The sequence below is a fragment of the Methanosarcina sediminis genome (assembly GCF_052056915.1).
Classification (GTDB): Archaea; Halobacteriota; Methanosarcinia; order Methanosarcinales; family Methanosarcinaceae; genus MTP4.
In genome coordinates this window covers 135,510-152,212 of sequence record NZ_CP195119.1, presented here as the reverse complement: position 1 = coordinate 152,212, position 16,703 = coordinate 135,510, and the positions used below count along the sequence as shown (strand labels likewise).

Genomic DNA, 16,703 nt, shown 5'->3' with positions numbered 1-16,703 from the left:
TTTGAAATTTAAGGGACAAATAATGATTTACAGGATAAAACACGGATAAGCAAATTAAAACCCGTACTCCTTCCCCGTCATCTTCTCAATCTTAATCTTAATCACGGCTACCTTCTTCACTTTCTTCTCATCAAACTCAAAGGGCCTTTTCTTCCCGTAATGCTCCGAAAGCACGGTAAGCCCTTCAATTTTCTCCCCGGGATCTTCCACAATCTGTGCCTTTCCCTTCCCGATTACGCTTCTGTAGCGGACATTGTACTTGCAGGGGTCGTCGGAAGGCATTACTTCTGTTTCGATGTCGGCTTCGAAACAGACTTTGGAATTCTTCCGGATGATGTCGATTTTCTTGCCTTTGGGGGAGCCGTGGAGGTAGATTGCGTTGTCCTTATAGCCAAAGGACAGGGGGACTATATAGGGATCATTGGTTTCGGGGTCCGAGAAGGCGAGGCGGATGAACTTTGCTTCTTTGAGGATGGCTTCGATTTGCTGCTGGTCCTGGATCAGTTTCTGGCTTCCCATGCTTTTCACCTTGAAGAGACAGTTTGTGAGATAGTTTGCTGAAAAATTCCTATAAATCGGTACAAAACTGATAACTCTTCGTTTTTATTTAAAACATTACATGTAAAACAAGCTCAGAGAAAATGAAACGTTTTTTATAGATGATCATGCTTAAAATAACAATGGAGCGATAAAATGGACGCGAAGAAATTGATAAGTGCAGGTCTGGCTATTGTTCTTGTTTTGCTGGCCATAATCGCTATGTTTGTGTACTTCCCTAATCCTTTCAGGTGAATGACTGTATTTCCCTGAGGAAATGGCTGTTTTGAGGAGCCAGCTATGACACATTCAGCTTTTATGGATGTTTATAATTAGTTTTTCTACAAGTGGTTTTCAATGACTGGTCTCCACTGTCCGATGCCGAAGATTCGGGAAAAACCATAGCAACCCTTAAATATAACATTCTCCCTCCATCCTTCTAATGTTAAGCTCTACCACAAACTACACGGAATCCAATTTACCCGTATCTGTAGTAGTTGTATTAGTGGTAGTACTATTCGCTTGAGCAAGAAAAAGAAACTATTCTGGCTCAAGTGTGCTGTTTTTGGTTAATATACTGAATAGTGCGTCCTGTGCCAGTTTGTTTCTTTCCGGGAGTTTTAAGATGAAAGAAATGAGTGGAGCAGAAGTCCTTATTAAGAGTCTGGAGGACCTGGGTGTCAAACACATCTTTGGCTATACTGGAGCAGCAATACTTCCGGTATTCCATGCCCTCAGGCACAGTGATATTGAGATTATAGTCAATTCCAACGAGCAATCGGCAGCATTCAGCGCGGCAGGTTATTCACGGTCAAGCAACAGGGTAGGTGTGGCCATAGTCACATCCGGGCCTGCCATAACCAATACGCTCACCAGCGTTGCCGATGCCTATGGGGACAGCATTCCCCTGCTTGTATTTGCAGGGCAGGTCCCTGAACATAAGATAGGCACCGATTCCTTCCAGCATATCAACGTCAAAGGCATCTTCAGGGATGCAGCAAAGAAGGTCATACAGCTTTCCAATGGTGATGACATAGAGACCATAGTCAAGGATGCCTATTACTTTGCAAAGTCGGGGAAACCCGGGCCTGTAGTCATAGATTTCCCTCTTGACAAACAGATGAAAAACCATGAGTATAATGGTACGGCCGTCACAAGGTTCGAGGGAAGTTATCACGATGACAGGCACCTGTGTGAGGAACAATGCAAAGCCTTTTTTGAGCTGCTGCTCAAATCCAGAAAGCCCCTGCTCTATCTTGGAGGCGGCCTGAACTCGGAGCCTGGAAGCCAGGCTGTCAGGGAATTCAATGAGCTTTTCGGGATACCTTCTGTCAACACACTCATGGCAAAGGGTGTCGTTGACGAAAGGAATGGCCTGAACCTGGGGATGCTGGGAATGTTCGGCACACCATATGCGAACATGCTCATACAGGAGAACGACTTCTTCTTCGCTATCGGGGTAAGATGGGATGACCGGGTTGCGGAAAAGGTCGGGTTTGCAATAGGCACTGACATAGCTTACATTGATATCAATCCCGAGAAAATGCATCAGATAAAAATCGAGCGCAGTCCGAAATTCACGTTCATCGGGGATGCTGCCACAGCGCTCCGCGACCTGCTGAACTATGCCAGGAAGCACAACATCCGTCTGGATATTCAGGAGTGGCAGATGCGTGCAAGAGACCTGAAAAGATCCTGGCCTCTGGACTATAACAGGACATCCGAATACATACAATCTGCCGAGGTCATTTCAATGCTTTCAGAATACGTTGACGGAAGCACAAAGATCACCACGGGTGTAGGCAACCACCAGATGCTCTCAGCCCAGTACCTCCCAATGCAATGCCCGAAATCCTTCATGACTTCCGGCTCCTTTGGCACAATGGGCTTTTCCATGCCCACGGCAATCGGTGTCCATTATGCGAACCCGCATTCAGGAGTCATAGCAATCGATGGGGACGGCAGCCTGAGGATGAATCTGGGAGAACTGCATACCATCGCTTCGCTGGACCTTCCAATCAAGATAGTCATGCTGAACAACAGAAGTGATGGCATGGTCCAGAACCTGCAGGATACGGCTTATGAAGGAACACGCATAGGAACACAAAGGCCAAAAGATGTGAATTTTGCAGAGATTGCAAGGTCGTTTGGCTTCAATTACGCAGAGAGAGTAAGCAGCAGAAATGATTTGAAAGGGAAAATTGAAGCATTTATGAATGCAGACGGACCCTGCTTCCTGGAAGCTTGTACGGACAGGGAAGAGGTCCTGTATCCGAAGGTCCCGGCAGGGGGCTCTTATAAGGATATGATCCTGGGACCGTACATTAAACCAATTTGACCATCTCAAGAACTACCTCAAGAACCGTGTTATGGAATTATGTTATGGAATCGCAGGGGAAACCGAAAGCAGAGTTTCAATCCCGTTGATTAAGGAAATCCGGGCAACGGCAACCCAAAGCTTTCCGAATTCCCGGGAAACCGGGTGTGCGGCCCGAAGCCTACCTCTCTTTTGGGTGGGGTGGTCGCACGCAATTTGATTTTAAGTACAAAGTTCAGAGTTCGGGATATTCCGTAAATTCCCTGGGCTTGCGGTCCGCTGAGCTGTAAACCACATGGATGACTTTGCCTTCCTGGGTCCGGTTGGTCTGTTCAATACAGTAGCTTTCTTCGTACCCGATACGAATGCTTCCGATAACCACATTTTCCCCGACAGTTATGGCAACCCGGCTGTCCTCGATGCCTGCAACCTTTCCCCTGTAGTTGCTGATGGGAGCTGTTTCTTCGGTATAAATGCCGCTTTCATTTTCCATGATGATTTTCGGGGTGAAGGTTTCAGCCACATCAAATTCAAGTTCAAATACCCTTCCTCTCAGGTAGATCTCTATAGTCCCGTCTTCAGCAGCTTTTCGGAAAGCTTCGGGATTTGCGGTCACGGTATCGAAATCGCTGAAGATCTCGGAAAAGCGGAGGGAGTTTTTGTCGAATTCGACCCCTTCATAAACCGGGGCTTCACTGGAAGGGTATTTTTCGTACTCCGAGAGTTCACTCTCTGGCCGTTCGGGAAGTCCTGGCTCAGGATTCAGGATCGTAGTTTCAGGCCTGTACACAGCCGTTTCTTCGGCTTCTGCAGCAACTTCGACTTCTTCGGCAGCTTCGGCAGCTTCGGTTACTGCAGTTTCTTTCTCTCCCGCCTCCTCATCAAGGCCTGAGCAGCCCGACATTGACACAATACAAAAAATTGTGAGTATAAACAGTATTATACACTTTACTTTCATGAAATCTCCTAAAAGAATATTGGATCTAAAATATTTGTTATTATCGAAAGGTTTGTCTTGAATATGCAGGGTGTGAAAAAATAATTAATGCCGAAGAAAACAAAAGGGCAAAGCACAATATATGGACAACAAAAGCAATCAAGAACAACATTCATCTCATTTAATTTTATCTTATTTCGGCTTCATCGTCCTTAGGCTTTATCATCCTTAGTTTTCACCTCAACCAGTCTCACAACCCCGCCTTCTTCTTCCCTTCCCACGTTCATCTCCACCAGGTAGGTGTAATCAGAAATCTCCTCAAGCCCCCCTGCCCCCGAAGCTCCCACGATCAGTGAATAGATCTTTGCGTTGTACTTTTTTTTTGCCTCTTCCCAGCGGGCAAGCACCAGCTCGTCGGAGACCTCGGACTTCCCGTCCGTGATAAAGAGCAGGTCCGCGCCCCGAAAGTCTTTTTCTTTAAGGCTCTTTAGCCCGGAAGCAAGCGCCGTGTTAAAGTCCGTCCCGCCCCCGAAGGTGTAGAGGAGGAAGTTCAGGAACTTTTCCGACATTCGCTTCCTGCTGCTGAGCTCGATTTCCAGGTGCTGGGTTGTGGAGGCGAAGAGGATGACTTTCATGTCCCGTTTCTGGGCTAGCATCCTTTTTGCTATGGCAAGGACCGCTGACTTGGCAAGGGTCTGGGGAGCCCCGTGCATGGAACCCGAGGTATCCACCAGGGCGATCAGGGGACCTTTCGGTTTCAAGCGGGGAGGACCAGTGAAGTGCTTGCCAAGCAGCTGGTAGCTGAGGAGCCTTCCTTCCAGCATGTCAGCGTAGAACTTCCGTTTCAGGGTCGGGTTCAGGATCTTTGCGGCTTCCATGGGGAGGAGGTTGTTCAGGGAGTTTGAGAAGCGAACAGTCTGGATCCTGTCTTTCCCGAAGGGAGAGTAGCGTATGCGGTCTGCCGGGGGGTCAAACTCCCGCCTGCCAATGAAGTCCACGATTCGTCTGAGGTCAGGGTTTTCTTCGAAAAAGCTTGAAAAGCGCCTGACCATTTTCAGGTGAACATAAAAAGGCTCTTTTTTAAGCTCCTTTACGGAATAGCTCCAGTTCCTGCCCGGAAAGAGGAGCGCCATGAGGTCGAAAAGGTCCAGGTTTTCCTCCATCTCCGAAATGAATTCTTCCATCCTGCGGTAGAGCCCTTCCAGCATCCCGTCCAGGAAAGCCTGGTAGCCGTCCATCTGCATGAAGTTTTGGACAGCTTCGCAAAGAGCTGGCTGCAAGTTGTTTAGTCCCAGGTTCGGGTTCCGGGGCTGGCCAGCCCTGTCCGCGAGTTCTTCCTGAGAGCGGTTTCCCCATTTGAGGAAGGTTTCTTTCAGGACTTTTTCGAATTCCCGGAGGACAGCTTCCATTTCAGCCCCGATTTCCCGGGTAGAAGAATCAGATGCTGCCGAAAAGCGTTCCATCACATCGTATACCAGGGGGAGGAGCAGCTTCAGGCAGGCAACCCCGGCTCCGGGACTTTTTTTCGCGATTTTTCGGAGTTTCGGCCAGGGTTTTGAGTTTTTAAGGGTCAGGAAAACTGGGTAAAAGGCCCCGAAATGCCCGATGAATTTCCCAGGGTCCTTTATTTCATAAGGCTGCCCGAAAAGGATTTCCTGAGTGATCACTTCAGCAATCTTTTCCCTCAGGGAACGGGGAATAGTCCTGGGCCTGGCAATTGTGCTTCTGAGTTCACCTTCAAGCAGGGATGCGGTCTGCTTCCGGACGGTAAGGGAGCCGTGCCAGGGTCTGTTTCTTGAAAAAAAAGAGTAAGTTTCCAGGGAGGGGTCGTTTAAAATGTTCAGGGGACCATTCGACTTTTCCATATCTGCACCCTACTCCCTGCTTTCTGTCTTTTATGATAATTTGAAATTGTATCTGAGTTTCCGAATTTATCTCAACTTGAACCTGGACCCAAGCCCTTTCATAAAGCCGGGAGAGCTACTACTCGAATCCGAGACCGACACTTTTGCTTCTGCTTTCGCTTCTGCTTCTGCAGGTCCTGCGGGCCGGGTTTGCAAACCGAGAACAGAACGGATTTCCTTCATAAGGGCCTCAATTTCGGACAGCTCTTCACTTCTCGTATCATGCAGGAGCAGGGCTTCGTTCCGGTCGAGGGTTGAGAGCCAGATGTTTGCCTCCATCAGCTTCCTGAGAAGTTCGCGCTCTTCTTCAAAGCGCTTTTTTACACCCTTCACCCTGCCTGCCAGGTCCTCGTATTCGTTTTCAAAAATATCTTTCTGGGCGGGGGAGAGAGTTGCAGTTTTCCCCGAACTTTCCTGGAGGGAATCGATTTCCCGGATAAGGTTGTCGTAAGGATAAATTCTGGAGGCTCCTTCCCTTTTGAGCTTATAGCTGTGGTTCTGGTGGGTGTTGTGGTGCGCCTCCACTTCCTGCCTGAGGTTGAATTCTTCTCCGCAGCTGTCGCAGAGGACTCCCACCGGCAGGTCGTTTATCAGGGCGATTCTTATGGCAGCTTTCAGGTCCCCTGCATCCAGGCGCAGTTTCTCGGTGCTGATCCCGCCCGAGACCACGAGTTCGAAGACCGTTTTCCGGATTGCTTCCCGTTCCTCGGGGAGGTTCCAGAGCATGTGCTGGAGCAAAAGCGCCATCGTCCGGTCAACAGTCGGGCAGCCGCTGCTGCAGGCTGCAACTTTCAGCACCTGGACGACCTTTTTCCAGCGCCGGTCCGAAATCTCGATTTCCCGGAGCTGGAGAGCCCGCCTGAGTTCGGTGATGATAAGCTCGACGTCAGGGTCAACGGGCAGGTTTTCCGCCCTGGCACGCAGCTTTTCAATTTCGAGAACCGAAATCTGCAGGGCAGGTTCGAAGTCCCCGGGGGTCCGGAAGAGGAGGCTTTTGAAGTTTTCGTCGTCCTGGATGTAGGCGAGCCTGTACCTGAAGAGGAAGCGGTCATAGAGGGCTTCGAGACTTTCGTCTTCTTCGGGAAGTTCATTGGATGCCCCGAAAACCGAGAGCAGGGGCACATCGACGATCTCCCTTCCGTTGTGGTATTTGTGCTCGTTCAGGAGGGTCAGGAGGCTGTTGAGGATTGCGCTGCTCGCCTTGAAGATCTCGTCCAGGAGGGCGAGGTGGGCGGTGGGGAGGCAGCCGTCGATTTTCCGGCGGAACTCGTCTTCTTCGAGGGCTTTTAGGGAAAGCGGCCCGAAGATCTCTTCGGGAGTGGAAAAGCTGGTCAGGAGGTAGTTGAAAAACTGCCCGCCTTCGATTGCCTGGCAGATATTTTTTGCAAGCAGGGTCTTGGCGGTGCCGGGAGGACCCAGGAAGAGCAGGTTTTCCCCCGAAAGGACGGCAAGAAGGGAGCCGTTTATTTCGGCTTCGCGCTCTTTGAAGTATTCCGTGAATGCGGATTTGACATTCAGCAGGGTATTTTTCAGATCTGGCTTCCCCCGGTTATTCTCTTTTGTGATGTCTTTTGTTTTATTCTATTTCAAACCTTCCAAATTTTCCATATATTTTTCTCATAGACCTTTTACTTTATACTATATACTTTATACTATAATCTGCCGTGAGATATAAATGCCCAAAAAATTAAGGAAATACCCGGGATATAATATTTGCCTCAAAAATGACCCAAATTTTTATCCAATAATTAATGTCCGTATTTTAATTTCTATACAAATTTATGTGTAATTTTTACTTATTCAATTAAAATACTCAATTTTTAAGGCAAAATTAAATAAGGTTTTTATTGGAAATCAGCAACCAGGCTATCAGGGCCAGAGCCAGCCAGAATCTGAAACCCCATATTATTTTGAATAAAAACGCGGCCGTAGAAACCAGTAATTCAAGGAGGTTCCAGATAATGTACAGGTCAAGAATGACTATAAACAAAACCGCAATCGTAATGCAATAAAGAATCTTCTGTAAATACTCAAATATAAAACTCATATGCAACACCTGGTATGATCATATGTGTCCCCTCACCTTCAAAAAAACAGCTCAGGGTTCAACCCCCGAGCTTTTTGCAGCACTCCGGACTTCCAGAAAATCGTCCCGTAAGCATCACTGCAAATAGGCAGGTCCCCCTTGTCTTCAGCCCGAAGGTTTTCGGGCATCCATCCCAGGCTGTTAACAAGCCAGAGGCTTTTTTCCAGCTCTTTTGCCCCGCAGACCACTGCGTTTCGGATTGCATATACGAATTCGGCAGGCTGGGGGTAAAAAGGGGTCAGGCAGCGGATGCGTTCTTTATCCTTTCCGGCCCATAATATCCCTTCTTCGATCATCAGGCAGGCTTCCCGGTACCCTGGGAAACCCTGCAGCCCAGCATAGGCAAACAGGGCCGCAACGTTTGCATTGACGCAGCAGTCAACAATATTGACTTCCCCACATCCGAGCCAGGTCAGGAAAACCCCGGGCCTTAGCCAGGGAGGTGCGGGCTCATGAATGGCTTTTAACCTGCAGGGGACCAGAACTTCTGCTGTGGTTTTAGCGACAGCAGCCAGGTCCACCCGGCCGCTTCGGAGCAGTTCAAGAAGGACAACCGCGGTATCGTCGGCATCGGCAGGAAGCTCCGGGATAAACGCGGGACGGGAATTCTCCGGCCAGTACCGAAAAGCTCCTGGCAAATCAGGAGCTCTGCACATAAGGAGGAAATCAAGGGCTTTTTCTTTTGCCTGTGCCAGAGCCTCAGGTCCGGCAACATCCCGGAGAGCCCGCAGGACCTGGGCTGTTGTAAAGCTGTTAAGGTCCGGGATTACCTTTTCTCCGAGCCAAATATATGAAGGAAAAGCTCCTTCCGGGGCCTGAGCCTCAAGGAGTCCAGGGATTACTTCATTTTTTTCGAGCATACGAATTCTCCTCCGGTCCGGAGTTTTCAGGACTAAAACTTTCCGGAGGGCGAAGCCCGATCTGAAGAAATGGCCCGGTCCCGGCAGCCAGTCCGAATCCCAGCATCCCGTGTCGGGTATTCCAGACGTTCCGGGAACACAGGGCTTCGCTTACGGTCGCGTACCCGCGCAGGTCCCACCCGTATTTCCCGGCCAGCTCGAGCAGCCTTTTCCGGGTCTTACCGTCTCCTCCGCAAACAGACCTGGCAAACTTGAAAAGGGAAAAGCCTGTAATTCCCCCGGCCGAGCAGGCAAAACTGAACCCGAGGCTGGAAGCCGAAAGAGCGCGTTTAAGGGAATCTCCGTGCGCCTCTTCTATCAGCCCGTAATAGCTTTTCGCCTGCGCCGAAAACCCGGCCCTCCAGAGCAGATAACTCAATTCCCGGGGCAAAAGTCCTGTTTCGCTCCTTACGCTAAAATACAGTTCCGTCCGGCCGGTAAGGGGTTCATGGCCGACCATCTCAAGTACAGGCACTTCATCCGGTAGAAGAGAAGCTTCTCCGAGCAGGGATGATACAAAGTTTCCCGAATACCCGGCCGGGACTTCCAGATACAGCTTATACCGGTCCTCTTTCGGCCCGTGCCTGCCTCCTATCCAGCATCCGTAGCGCAGGGTTCCATCCTTCTGGAGTTCCCGAAACCGGGCCCGAAGAGAATCCGGCAGCGTATAGCCTTCTCCTCCTAGCCGCTGCAGCTTTTTTTCCGCAAGCCGGAGTTTCCTTCTTTCATCCGTCTCAGGGCCCGCAACCTCTACTGTATAGGAAATAAGGTTCCCGGAAGAAGAAAAGCCAAGCTCAAGCGGAAACCCGTCTCCCGTAAGCCGGCTGAATTCCCACAGGACCCCTTTCCAGGGAGAATCCAGGGTCCAGTCAAGCAGGGTTCCCAGCGCAACCTCTGCTCTTAGAGCCTGTCCGGGCATTTCCTTCGCAAGTTTGCGAAGGGCCAGTTCAATTGTCTTTTGACCCGATGTACAACCACACATGCAGATACCCTTTACCTTATGCTTTTTCGGCAGGCTCGGAGGCCTTCCCCCCATTGAAGAAAAGGCCTCCTTGCTTTGGGAGGTTTTTGTGCCTGCTTTTTTCAGCCCTCTTTTTCAGTCCTCAAAACGGGTTTGATCCTCCCTAAATCCCGTTTCATCTTCAAACTCGTCTTCATTCCCATGCTTATCCCCGGAGTTCCGGGACCCCGGCAGTTTCGGTACGACACTGGGCTCTTCCGAAGTCATGGGTTCCCCCATCTTGACGGTCCCGTCCTTCATAAAGAAGGTAGCCTGCCACCGGTACTCTACAAGGTTCCTGTCTTTGAGCTTGACAGTCCAGGCCTCAGGCTTTTTGGATTCCGGCCGAAGGATTACGTCTTTCTTCTCCTTGATGCCGTTTTTCTCATCACCATAGAGCAAAGCGACCTTTACGAGTTTAACCTCATCGAAATCGACCAGGTCAGGGTGTACCTCAACGGAGAGTATATTGCGAATGGCAGGCCCCACAACAATGGTATCGCTATCCGCACAGGTCATCTCTATTTCCTCAACCGTACCGTCTGCGAACTGGATGGTGCCCGCATAGGTTACGTCTCCCTGAGAAGAACTGACCACCGGAAAAACCCAGGTAAAATAGGGTTTTTCCCTGTTGAGGATCAGGGATTCTTTTTGTGTGTATTTGTTGTCCGGGTCCTCATAGACCAGATTCAAGAAGATGTTCCGGACATCGGTGCCCAGTTCCCCTATGGTCCGGACGGAAACCTCCTTTTTATAGCTGAAAGGCGAGTTGATGTACAGGGTCCTTGAGTCCCCTTTTTGCCAGTCCCCTTCGAACTTCCTGCCGTTGGCCATTACATACTTGACTTTGTACATGTAGGGGTTGTTGCGGGGCTGGAGGATGACCTTGCGGATTTTGTGTTCCTTTGTCATCCGGTCCAGGGAAAAGCATTCCTCAAAACCATCCGCAGCTCCTCCGTCATATCGAAGGGTCACAATCGCCTGGGATATTTCTCCGAAGTCCAGGTCTCCTACCTTTGCGTCGACCACAAGGACCCCGGTATCATCAACATTGATCACAAGGTTCCGGTCATCGGTCTCAAACTCTTCGGATTTGAAGAACTGGCTCATGCCCCGGTAGTTTATCTGGTACCAGTACTTGTAGTTGAAATTTTCTCCATCCGTGTAGGTCTTAAACCAGGCCACATCGTCCGGCCCTTTAAGGAGTGGCTGCTCTATGGTATGCACATCCCCCTGGTTGTAGTCAACGTGGACCTCAACACTGTGGATGGGCAGGTCCTCAAAGTCCGCATTTACGGAAATCGGAACGTGCAGCTGTTTGAAGAAGGGGTCGTCCGTATCGACTTCGGAGTAATATTTCATGAAGTCTTCAATGTTTGGCAGGGTCCCCCTGGGTGCGGGGTTCCATTTAAAAGGCAGCCTTTCATCGAACTCCAGAGTGAAACTCGAGATCTTCTGGTTTACGAAATCCCGGGTCACATGTTTCTTACCCCAGGGTTTTTTTCGCCCTTTTTCGGAGACCGGCTCAATCGCATTCACCATCTTTCTTGCTATTGCGTCTTCCATTGTCTTGTGAGCCCATTCCCGGATATCCTTCTGGATTTCAGGATCCGTGGTGGCCCCCCACTCGAATTCGATTTCATAGGAATCCGAGTCCCGAGCTTTTTCGATTATCTTTTCCCGGTAAGCGTCCTTGGACCAGGAAGACCAGTTAAGGTCGATCTGCTGATAGAAAGAATAAAACTTTTCAGCGTTGAACCTGCCTTTTACCTTGATAGGAGGCAGTTTGGCCCAGGTATAGAGATCATAGGCTACCTGAACGGACCCTCCCTCTCCCTGCAGAGCATGCTGGAAAAGAGCTGCCCCGTCCGGGGTAAACTCCACGGTAAAGGGGGTTATGTAATTCCCGTAAAGGGCCGGAGATCCCGGGTTCCAGACCGTTTCCACAATTTCCTTGCTTACGTTTTCCAGGTTTATGCTTGCCTTCCCGTCCGTGAAAGTCAACTGTCCGATCTCGACATCCCCGCTTCCCCCCGATTCACTCGAATTGAGCTTCTGCCTGAGGGTTTCTTTTACCGCTTCGAGCTGTTCGTCGGGAATCGTGAATTCCACATCAAAAAAGGCAAACGCCCCGCCAAGTTTTCCGTTTTCCCTCTTGATGGGGGTCCGGTATTTCACAAATTTAAAGGTATAGTCGTCTCCGACCTTCCTGAAGCGGGGGGTGTTCGGCAGCACATAGAAGAGGTTCGGATTTTCATCGTCCCCGTATACCGTTACTCCTTCAATAATCTGTACTTTGTCTATTCTTAGCATTTTTATACCTCTATGGTTTTGTTTTTCGTTTAATTCAGGCTTGAGGCCGGCTCCCGCACAGGATGGCCCGGCAGGCAAAAAAATTCCGGAGCATCAGCTCACCGATTTTTTCAGATTAGTTTTCCCGGTCCAGGGAGTTCACATACCGGGCTTTTGGCCTGCCGGCCCGAATGCGGGGCTTCCGGCCTGATGGATATTACAACAATAGGTTTTCCGCCTCACGGCTTGTGAGGACAGGACAACCTGTTGTAAGCGTGAAAACATGCCGTATACGGCACGCTGTTTGCAGGATTACGATTTTTCGCTCCCGCGGGTTCCGGGCCCTATACGGGTCCGGGAAGTCTTTGTTCCCTGCTGCTCCGGCTCTTCCCGCTCTTCGCCTGCTTTTACCCGGATAAGGAGGGGAACGGAAGGGTTCAGGGGGTTTAACCAGGGCCCCGGTTCCTTATCAAATACCTTTTTCCGGAACCTGTATCCTCCCCGGAAAGGGGAATCTGCAAACCAGGTCCATTCCTGCAGGGGGGAAGAAGGCGTGAAATGCCGTACACTGATGTATTTCCTGCACGGCTCCTTTCCTTCGGGCAAAAGCTCAATTACGCAGAACTTTGCCCCGGGCTCAAAAATGCATCGGATTTCAAGCTTTTGAGGCCCGTATTCGGGAAAGGATGGCAGGTCCAGGCAGAGTTTTTTGCCCCTGCGGGCAAGGCACAGCATCTTTTCGTCTGTCCTGGAAAGGGCCCGGATTTCTATGAGCGGGATTTCCTCCTGTTTTTTCCCCTCTCTCTCCCGGGGGACGGCAATTGCCAGTTTGCAGGTTTTTTCTTCTTCTTCCCCTTTTTCTTCTTCTTCTTCTTCTTTTGAAGCCTCAAAATCGAAATCAAATGGCTGTCTGATTTCAAGGCCGGCTTCAAGCCAGGTGCATGTCCCGTGCAGTTCCGCGATATCAAGCAGGCGTCGGGAGGCTTCGACCCATACATAATTCAGGGGGAAGTCCGGAGCTGTCAGGTTAAGTTTGCTCCCTTTATGGGTTTTTTCCGGGCTATTCAGCAGTTTTGGCCCGTAAGGAGCTCGGACAACCGCAAAGGTCGAATATGTATATTCCGGTTCTGCAGTCGGGAAAATATCCGGGGATATAACGGCTCTATACTTCTCTTCAGGTTTTAATTCCACGGATTTCGAAACCCCGCTGCTTTTTCCCGGTATGGGGGGACCCTCAGGGTAACCCCCAGGGCAAAGAGCCCGTATATCCGGAAAGGCAAGTCAGCCGAGACCTTCACCTGCATCGGCTCTGTTCGGAATGCGGGGACCACCAGTTCCCGGCAGGAAGTGGCCTTTCCCGGGGCTTCAAAGGTTCGGAGGGGAAGGACATAACTCCTAAAAACCCTGCAGGGTACGGAAAGGTCCCACTCGAAACTCCCTTTTATTCCGGAAGATAGTTGGGTCCCGAAGCGGTATATAAACCGGTCGGCCAGAGTTTCCGCAAAAAGCCAGGGATTGAGTTCCAGGGTTCCTTCCTTCAATTTCCCTGAGATTTCGAGAGGCAGATACTCCGGAGGCTGGCTGAAAAACTTCAATATTTCAGGCCGGCCTATGCCCTGTCCTTTTCCGGAAAAATTCTCTATTCCGGCAAGTAGTTTCCGGGAATCAAACCGGACCTTTACGGGAAGCCTTGGGGAAACACCCTCAAGCACCACTTCCGCCACGCCGGATACCCCATTGAGGCCATTTTCCTGCAAAGATTTTGCCATGCAGGCTGCCTCTTCGGAAAGCTTCAGTTCAAAGCTGCTTTCATGGAAAAGGAAATGGATACCGTTCAGTTCCCCTGAAACTCTCTTCCCATCGGGCAGCTCCAGAAAGATGCTGCACCGGGAAAAGCCCGCAGGCCTGAGTACGGCTCCGGGCCGGAGTTTTCGTATGCTTTGAAGGGCCTCTTCCCAGGGATAGTGCAAGCCAGGCATGCATTCGAGCAGGCCGTGGGGATCAGGGGCAAGTTTCGGGCTTCTCCCACGCACAAGGGTCAGCCTGCAAGCCCGGTTTTTGCCATCAGGCCTTGCAAGAGCCAGGCTGTCGGGCATCAGGATGTATTCCCCTGCTTTCTCATGGGCCGCAAAGACCCTGTTTCCGGCCGCGGTCAGGCAGTACTGGAAATCAGGCAGGCTTTTTAACAGCATTTATCTTCCCTCCACAATGAGCAGGTCTCCGGAGGCGGTTCCTTCCCGGACTGCGGAAACCCTTCCTTTCCGATCAACGGTTTTTACGGTATAGTGGCAGAGTTCGAAAGCTTCACGGTGCAGGACCCTGTCCTTTAACGGCAGGTCAAGGTTCACCTTTGCAGTACTGCGTTTCCTGGAAAGTTCCACGGTCTTCCCTCCAGGAAACTCGACGATCAGTTCCTCAATATCTGCCGCAGCTTCCTCGTCCCTGAACACAAAGGTTTTTACCGTAAGGACCCTGGATTCCGGGGAAATCCCGGACTCTGCAATGGAGTCCCAGATAGCTTCCGGGTCAGGCAGCACTTCCGGACCTTCGACCTCAAGCTTCAGTCGAAACGGAAGGGGGCCTTCCGGGAGAGGCCTTTCAGGCAGGACAGGAAAACGCCGTTCTTCGGCCGGTTTCAGGCTTAATGGTAATTCCGGGAGTCGGAACCGGGGGCTGCCCTGAATTTTTGCGTCTATTACTTCGTCGGGTTCCCGAATGAATTTTGCAGCTAGCCCCCTGATTTTCAGGGGGCTTTCGATCAGGTTTCTCAGGATAACCTCTCCGCAGCCCGAAGCATCTACGTTTTCCTCATAGTCAAAAAGTCTGCCTTCCATGCGGTCCAGCCGGGCAATAAACGGGACGCTTTCTTTTAGTCCCCCTCCAAGTTCTACCTCGACCCTGCCCCGGAATATGGCAGATTCCGGCCTGAAAAGGGCTTCAAAGACCTCCCTAAACTCCGGGACCGTAAGTATAAGCCGGTCCCTTATCCCCTCCTGAAGGCAGAGATGAGCTCCTTTTCGTTCCCTTAAAGGCCCTGGCCCTCCTTCTCCCGGAAGGCCCAGGTAGTATTTAAGTTTCCCTGGCTCCGGAAGCAGGGGTCTGAGCCGGACTTTCTGCTCTCCTGCCGGATTGTCAGGAGAGTCGGGAATAAAGGTTTCGAGCAGTTTTGCGTCTTTTTCAAGACGCCTTTGGTCTGTGGTGGGCCTGGCTGTGTATTCAAGGTTTACCTTTCCCCGGCCTGTAAACCGTACCGAAAGCAAAGGGGTACAGGGGGGAGCCGGGCGCCTTGCGAGCCTGAAACTGTCCGGCAGGTAGTAGAAGATATGCGGATTGTCCTGCACCTGGTAATAATTATTTGCTCCGGCCTGCCTGCAGATTAGCCCGACTCCGGGAATTTCATTCCGGTCCCTGAATATATATTCATGGAGTTCCGGAGGGAAATTAAAAGGAATCGGATTTTCCAGCACTCTTCGGACCTTTCGGAAACAGGAGGAGTCCGGAGGGAGGTTTGCGTTTTCCTTGCTTTCAGGGGGTACCGCAACCTCAATCCTGCGGCAGACAATAAGCTCTGTTCCGCATCCGGGTTTGGTAAGTATGCTATAAACCATGTCCCTTTCCGGAAGGGTCGGGATATTTAACACCGCATTCAGGCCCGCTGCTGTCCTGAACAGCTCCTGGAAGGAAAACTCCGGGGGCCTGTCCTCCGGAATGCCGGAAGAGCGCAGGGTAAGTGAAATCTCATGGGGAAGTTCCTTAAGCCCGTGGGCCGGGAGGCCGGGATACGGATATTTTTCCAGCCGGACTTTTAGGTCCCATCCCTGCCTGCTTTTTTTCAGTGAGACCAGGTACTGGTTATGATTCGGGAGCTGCAGTTCTGCGAGCCGGTATCTCGGAAGGTATAAATTCCCGGAACTGCCCGGGCCTGCTGCGTAAAGCACTTTGTCGCCGATCTCCCCTGCAGGACAGACCGGAAGACCTGAAATCCCGGAGGCTTCGTTTTTCCCAGCTCTTTTTCTTATTGTTGTCCGGGAGAAGGGAGCAGCAATCCCGGACTCTTCCGGGTTCGGGCAGCTCCCTCTTGAATGTGCAAAAGGTTCGCTTTCAGGTTCAGTATCCGGATCTTGCAGGCTTTCACAGGCCTCATATATTTTCAGGGTCCTGCATTTCGCATGCCTGAACTTGAGGCCAAAAGACAGTGACCCGAAATTCGATTTGCTACTATTGTACTCCATTTTTCTCCCTGGAACATTTTTGGTCAGTTTTCTGCAAACATTTTTGATCTTTGAAGCTTGTGTTTCCTTTATATTTGGTTTTATCTTCCTTTATTTATTGAATATGGAGCTTCTAACCGCTTAAAGGCGATTTTAGCTTGTATTAATGGATTAATTTGTATAGTATTTAAATATAGGTTTATTTTGAATTTTAAAACATCTTTTGATTCGTTTTTGTAAAATTAAGGCTTGATTTAAAGGTTAAATGTCGGAAAAATTGTTATTATTACTCCCTGTATTAATAAAACTCATTATCTCCGGCAGATTAATCAGACATTTTCACAAATGTTCTGTATAGCATTTGTGAGTACCTAATATCCCGTGTGAAGCCAGAGAAGGCCCAAAGCTGAATGTGGTAGGGAAAAGCTGAAAATGTGGCAGGAAACCCTTTCCAAAAGAGGCTTCCTGCATTCATTGCCGAAAATATCTTTTTTGATTTAATGCTTTACAGGAAAAGTCG

Annotated in this window: 11 protein-coding genes; 1 reads left to right on the top strand and 10 read right to left on the bottom strand. The window is 50.2% G+C overall.

The genetic code is table 11. The annotated features are described in order from the left end of the window. Nucleotides 1–54: 54 nt before the first annotated feature. Nucleotides 55–519 carry a pyridoxamine 5'-phosphate oxidase family protein gene (locus tag ACSAZK_RS00640; RefSeq protein WP_440955520.1) on the bottom strand — a complete coding sequence of 155 codons (465 nt, stop codon included), beginning with the start codon at nt 517–519 and terminating at the stop codon, nt 55–57. Between the two features lie 643 nt (nt 520–1,162). On the opposite strand from ACSAZK_RS00640, the gene ACSAZK_RS00635 reads away from it, so the two are divergent. After that, complete coding sequence (locus ACSAZK_RS00635; RefSeq protein ID WP_440955519.1) at nt 1,163–2,875, top strand: thiamine pyrophosphate-binding protein; 1,713 nt, start codon at nt 1,163–1,165, stop codon at nt 2,873–2,875. Nucleotides 2,876–3,089: 214 nt separating this feature from the next. Here ACSAZK_RS00635 and ACSAZK_RS00630 read toward each other — a convergent pair whose 3' ends face one another. The 9 genes from ACSAZK_RS00630 to ACSAZK_RS00590 all read right to left on the bottom strand — a co-directional run bounded on the left by ACSAZK_RS00630 (nt 3,090) and on the right by ACSAZK_RS00590 (nt 16,204). Further along, nucleotides 3,090–3,758 carry a hypothetical protein gene (locus tag ACSAZK_RS00630; protein ID WP_440955518.1) on the bottom strand — a complete coding sequence of 223 codons (669 nt, stop codon included), beginning with the start codon at nt 3,756–3,758 and terminating at the stop codon, nt 3,090–3,092. Nucleotides 3,759–4,003: 245 nt separating this feature from the next. After that, nucleotides 4,004–5,656 (bottom strand): vWA domain-containing protein, encoded by a 1,653-nt coding sequence (locus ACSAZK_RS00625; RefSeq protein ID WP_440955517.1) that lies wholly within the window; start codon nt 5,654–5,656, stop codon nt 4,004–4,006. A gap of 66 nt (nt 5,657–5,722) precedes the next feature. Further along, nucleotides 5,723–7,228, bottom strand: coding sequence for an AAA family ATPase (locus ACSAZK_RS00620; RefSeq protein ID WP_440957065.1), 1,506 nt, complete (start codon nt 7,226–7,228; stop codon nt 5,723–5,725). Between the two features lie 552 nt (nt 7,229–7,780). Continuing rightward, a complete protein-coding gene (locus ACSAZK_RS00615) occupies nt 7,781–8,641 on the bottom strand; it encodes a hypothetical protein (RefSeq protein WP_440955516.1) in 861 nt (286 codons plus the stop codon). Then, the gene (locus ACSAZK_RS00610; protein ID WP_440955515.1) at nt 8,625–9,716 is read right to left on the bottom strand and encodes a hypothetical protein; all 1,092 of its coding nucleotides are present in this window, start codon (nt 9,714–9,716) and stop codon (nt 8,625–8,627) included. Before ACSAZK_RS00610 ends, ACSAZK_RS00615 begins: the two co-directional genes overlap by 17 nt. Nucleotides 9,717–9,776: 60 nt before the next feature. Next, entirely contained in the window at nt 9,777–11,993 is a 2,217-nt protein-coding gene (locus ACSAZK_RS00605) for a hypothetical protein (protein WP_440955514.1), read from the bottom strand. A 291-nt stretch (nt 11,994–12,284) separates the two neighbouring features. After that, nucleotides 12,285–13,163 (bottom strand): hypothetical protein, encoded by an 879-nt coding sequence (locus tag ACSAZK_RS00600; RefSeq protein WP_440955513.1) that lies wholly within the window; start codon nt 13,161–13,163, stop codon nt 12,285–12,287. Further along, nucleotides 13,154–14,164 carry a hypothetical protein gene (locus ACSAZK_RS00595; protein WP_440955512.1) on the bottom strand — a complete coding sequence of 337 codons (1,011 nt, stop codon included), beginning with the start codon at nt 14,162–14,164 and terminating at the stop codon, nt 13,154–13,156. The genes ACSAZK_RS00600 and ACSAZK_RS00595 overlap by 10 nt, the downstream gene beginning before the upstream one ends. After that, nucleotides 14,165–16,204: a hypothetical protein gene (locus ACSAZK_RS00590; RefSeq protein ID WP_440955511.1), complete on the bottom strand. Its 2,040-nt coding sequence runs from the start codon at nt 16,202–16,204 to the stop codon at nt 14,165–14,167. Between the last annotated feature and the right edge of the window lie 499 nt (nt 16,205–16,703).